Source organism: Nostocoides veronense, assembly GCF_039531185.1.
Classification (GTDB): Bacteria; Actinomycetota; Actinomycetes; order Actinomycetales; family Dermatophilaceae; genus Nostocoides_A; species Nostocoides_A veronense.
This window is the reverse complement of sequence record NZ_BAAAPO010000045.1, coordinates 1-3,314: the sequence shown is the minus strand read 5'-3', so window position 1 is coordinate 3,314 and position 3,314 is coordinate 1. Positions and strand designations below refer to the sequence as shown.

The 3,314-nt window shown below is 65.1% G+C and carries 6 protein-coding genes and 1 pseudogene; 4 read left to right on the top strand and 3 right to left on the bottom strand.

The genetic code is table 11. The annotated features are described in order from the left end of the window. Positions 1 to 226, top strand: a pseudogene (locus tag ABD225_RS14875) (hypothetical protein); the annotation flags it as partial. Between the two features lie 165 nt (positions 227 to 391). Here ABD225_RS14875 and ABD225_RS14870 read toward each other — a convergent pair. Further along, entirely contained in the window at positions 392 to 571 is a 180-nt protein-coding gene (locus ABD225_RS14870; RefSeq protein ID WP_344087123.1) for a YfeC-like transcriptional regulator, read from the bottom strand. Positions 572 to 652: 81 nt separating this feature from the next. Here ABD225_RS14870 and ABD225_RS14865 point away from each other — a divergent pair, with 81 nt between their 5' ends. Continuing rightward, positions 653 to 877 carry a DUF2188 domain-containing protein gene (locus tag ABD225_RS14865; protein WP_344087120.1) on the top strand — a complete coding sequence of 75 codons (225 nt, stop codon included), beginning with the start codon at positions 653 to 655 and terminating at the stop codon, positions 875 to 877. A gap of 250 nt (positions 878 to 1,127) precedes the next feature. Here the strand turns inward: ABD225_RS14865 and ABD225_RS14860 are convergent, their stop codons facing one another. Then, positions 1,128 to 1,316: a hypothetical protein gene (locus ABD225_RS14860; RefSeq protein WP_344087117.1), complete on the bottom strand. Its 189-nt coding sequence runs from the start codon at positions 1,314 to 1,316 to the stop codon at positions 1,128 to 1,130. A 145-nt stretch (positions 1,317 to 1,461) separates the two neighbouring features. Here ABD225_RS14860 and ABD225_RS14855 point away from each other — a divergent pair, with 145 nt between their 5' ends. After that, positions 1,462 to 1,971 carry a DUF4365 domain-containing protein gene (locus ABD225_RS14855; protein ID WP_344087114.1) on the top strand — a complete coding sequence of 170 codons (510 nt, stop codon included), beginning with the start codon at positions 1,462 to 1,464 and terminating at the stop codon, positions 1,969 to 1,971. Continuing rightward, entirely contained in the window at positions 1,968 to 3,086 is a 1,119-nt protein-coding gene (locus ABD225_RS14850; RefSeq protein ID WP_282005504.1) for a hypothetical protein, read from the top strand. Before ABD225_RS14855 ends, ABD225_RS14850 begins: the two co-directional genes overlap by 4 nt. A gap of 12 nt (positions 3,087 to 3,098) precedes the next feature. Here ABD225_RS14850 and ABD225_RS14845 read toward each other — a convergent pair. After that, a partial coding sequence (locus tag ABD225_RS14845; protein ID WP_486348477.1) for a hypothetical protein occupies positions 3,099 to 3,314 on the bottom strand: 216 nt, incomplete at its 5' end.

Sequence of the window (3,314 nt, the reverse complement as noted above, 5' to 3'; positions counted from 1 at the left end):
GCCGCCCGCTACCGCGCCTGGCTCACCGCCGCATGAACAGACCTTGACACGGAATAGGAGCATCACCCCCATCGGCATCGGCCGCGCCCACAACGCCACCCCCGTCACCGCCCTCACCCGCGACCTCCACATCACCATCCTCGCCACCGACACCGGCGAAATCCTGCGCGAACTCACCCTCGACCCCACCCGCCGCTACCAACCCCGAACACCAGAAAACCCCTGAACCAGGGGTTCAGGGGTTTCCGATGTCCTGAGACATCACATTGTGGGTCGTTTGTACGGACACCCCTACCCCCTGTGACCTGCGTTGATGCTCAGCGTTCGTGCTCCCCGCCCGAGACGATCCCGCGTTACCTCCCACTTGTTCCCAGCGGTCAGCACCCTACGGTCAGGCGCGGAAGTGCTCTCTGACCTGCCTCGCCTGCTCGGGCGTCAGGCGCCACCGGGCATAGGGCACGGACTGCCAGCCCTGCTCACGGAGCCATTGCCGGATCGTCCGGTCGCTGACGCCGAGTTCCTTCGCCAGTTCGCGCGGCGTCATGGTGTCCATGGGTTGCCCTATTGCCATGTCCAGACCGTAGCGCGACCGTCCCCGAGATTGTCGGACCTCTGATTCATGCTTGCCCCCAACGACGGAGAGGAGGTGAACATGAGCAAGGGCGACATCGAGACGTACCACGAGAACGGCCAGTGGAAGAACCGCGCGCAGGGCAACAGCCGGGCGAGCAACGTGCTCGACACGAAGGCGGCAGCGCAGGCCGCTGGCCGCGAGATGGCCAAGGACCGAGGTGTGGAGCACATCGTCAAGAAGATGGACGGCACCATCGGTGAGAAGAACTCCTACGGGAGAGACTCGCACCCGCCGAAGGGCTGACCGATGGCAGGACCCTGCGCCCTTCCCCCACGAAGAGCGCGGGGTTCCCCATACCCCGACGCCGTAGGACGCAAGGTTAGTTGGACTGGTGTGGCTAGTGGTGTCAGACAGCCTGGCTACAGTCCAGGCGCATGAGAGCGACCAACCAGCAGACCCTGATCTCCACCGTCTTCGAGGCAGCCGAGCGCGCGACGGACAGGCTCACCCACCTTGTGCCCGACCTCGACCGGGACCGCAGCGAGTACGCCGGTCAGGCGCGAGGGGCCACTCCACCGTCCGCGAAGCCGTCGAACGTGCGGATGTCCCGCTTGGGCTCGGGAAGTCCGTCACGGCGACGCTGAGCCTCGGCACGGCGGTCTTCTCGATCCTCGGCCTCGAAGACCTCGGCAAGCGCCTCCAGGTCGGCCTGGATTGTGTCCTTGGGGTGCTGCTGGGTCATGACGGTCCCTCCTGAGGTGGGCTTGCGCTACGGGGTGCTATCGAGCCTAGACACACACGTGTTCGAGGAGGATTCCAGCGAGAAGGCCGCTGGGCGACCTCGTGTCTCTCCGGGCTCCTCGGACGCCACGGCCTAGACTTCGTTCATGCCAGCGGTGTCGCCACCCCCGTCTCTAGGGGACATCGCGTCAGCGGACCGCATCGGCAGGATCGGAACGTACTACGTGCGAAGCCTCGCGGCGCAGGCAGGCATCCGCAACGAGGAGACCTCTCCCGGCGAGGACTACGGTGCCGTTGACCTGACGGTGCACCTCACGAAGTCTCCTGTCACCGTGCAAGTGAAGACGGGCACCTCTCAGCGTCGGAACAACGACGGAACCTACTCGGTGCGGGTCAAGGCCGAGTGGTGTGCCAAGTGGTCGAATCAGGCGCTTCCCGTCTACCTCGTGCTCGTCGTGCTGTCCCGCAAGGACTTCGCGTCCATGGTGACCCAGGCGGAGCGATCCGCCACCTGGCATGCACACGCCTACTGGACGCAGGTCAACGACGCTCGGCCTGGGACTGTCAGAGTGCCCGTGCAGAATCGGCTCCACCTCGACACGTTCCGGGTTTGGGACGACCAGGTCCGACGAGTCTTCACAGGAGGGGCGGCATGAGAGACCTTCAGCGCAACCTGTCGCTCTACCTGGCAAGTCACGGATGGGAGTCGCCTCGTGATCCGGGTGCAGCGGGACGACTCTGGGATCACGAAGCAACCGATCTGTCTGTCGCGGTGCCCCACGAGGTGCAGGAGGGCTCCCTCGACTGGCGCTCGATCACCGCGCGTTTGGCCGAGGTGGAGCGGGTCACCGTCGAGCAGGTCGTCGCGGACATCATGCTCATGTCGACCGACGTGGCCAACCTGCGCGCCGCGAACGACTTGGTGATCACGGACACGATTCCGTATGAGGCCGGGACAGCGATGATGCAGGGCGCGTGGCGGATGTTCAGGTCCTGTGCAACCACGTCCAGGAGGGCGCGGGCGCAGATCAGGGGCAACTACGACAAGCACGCCGACGAGATCGCAGGCACGGCTCGTATGGCTCACACGAGGCGAGGATCGTTCATCATCCCCCTTCTCCTGCCCGTCAGTGAGCCGGTCCCAGTTGACGAGGGCCTGGTCGACGCCGCGCCACCGGAGCCGGTGGAGCGGCGGGTCATGCGGACCTTCGCAGAAGCCCTCACGAAGGTCCACGAAGTGGTCGTGACTCCCGAACGCGAACCAAGGCAGGGCGATGCGCTGAACCTGATCTTTGCCGGGGTCAGCGCCGAGTTCGCCACCGCTCTGCACCACGTCCTGTCGGAGGGGGCGGTTGCTGAGTTCGGCGCAGAGTTCCAATGGGCCCCGGTAGCGGGGCCGCAACCCGAGAACCTCAGCAAGGTCTCCATCCCGGCTGCTGCTGCACCTCGCGTCGACGCATTGGCGAAGGTGCTCCGCAAGGCAACCCCAGAGCCCAATGTCGAGATTCTCACCGGACCCATCGTGGCCGTGGCCCGCGACCCTGAACAGGGCGGCACCGTCACCATCGACACCTTCCGGAGGTCGCGCAGCACCCACGTGAGTGTCCGGGTGACCGACGACCAGCGCTTCGATGATGCGCTGGACTGGATGAAGCGTCGAACGACCGTGGCACTGGAGGGAAGGATCAGTCGTCAGGGCAACGTCTTGATGAGTGACCGGCACGACGGCGTGGAACCTCTGAGTGCGAGACAACTCGTCCCGGAGGACTGATCACCCATCAACTCAGCCGGACTCATCCTCGGCTCGGGACCTCTTGGCGAGTTGATCCGCATATCCGATCAGACTGGTGACGAGCATGAGGACCTGAACGCAGTTGCGCTTGCTGTACTGCGTCTTCGAAGCACCGTGCACGCTGGCATGCCGTGAAAAGGGGCTCATCGAACTTGACCGGGCACCTCGCTGATCGCAGCTGAGGCTCGCCGGTGTTGACGAGTACAG

Bases quoted from the DNA above. Each gene is read 5' to 3' on its own strand.
- ABD225_RS14860 (WP_344087117.1), bottom strand. From the start codon at position 1,316: ATGACCCAGCAGCACCCCAAGGACACAATCCAGGCCGACCTGGAGGCG.
- ABD225_RS14870 (WP_344087123.1), bottom strand. From the start codon at position 571: ATGGCAATAGGGCAACCCATGGACACCATGACGCCGCGCGAACTGGCG.
- ABD225_RS14855 (WP_344087114.1), top strand. From the start codon at position 1,462: ATGCCAGCGGTGTCGCCACCCCCGTCTCTAGGGGACATCGCGTCAGCG.
- ABD225_RS14850 (WP_282005504.1), top strand. From the start codon at position 1,968: ATGAGAGACCTTCAGCGCAACCTGTCGCTCTACCTGGCAAGTCACGGA.
- ABD225_RS14865 (WP_344087120.1), top strand. From the start codon at position 653: ATGAGCAAGGGCGACATCGAGACGTACCACGAGAACGGCCAGTGGAAG.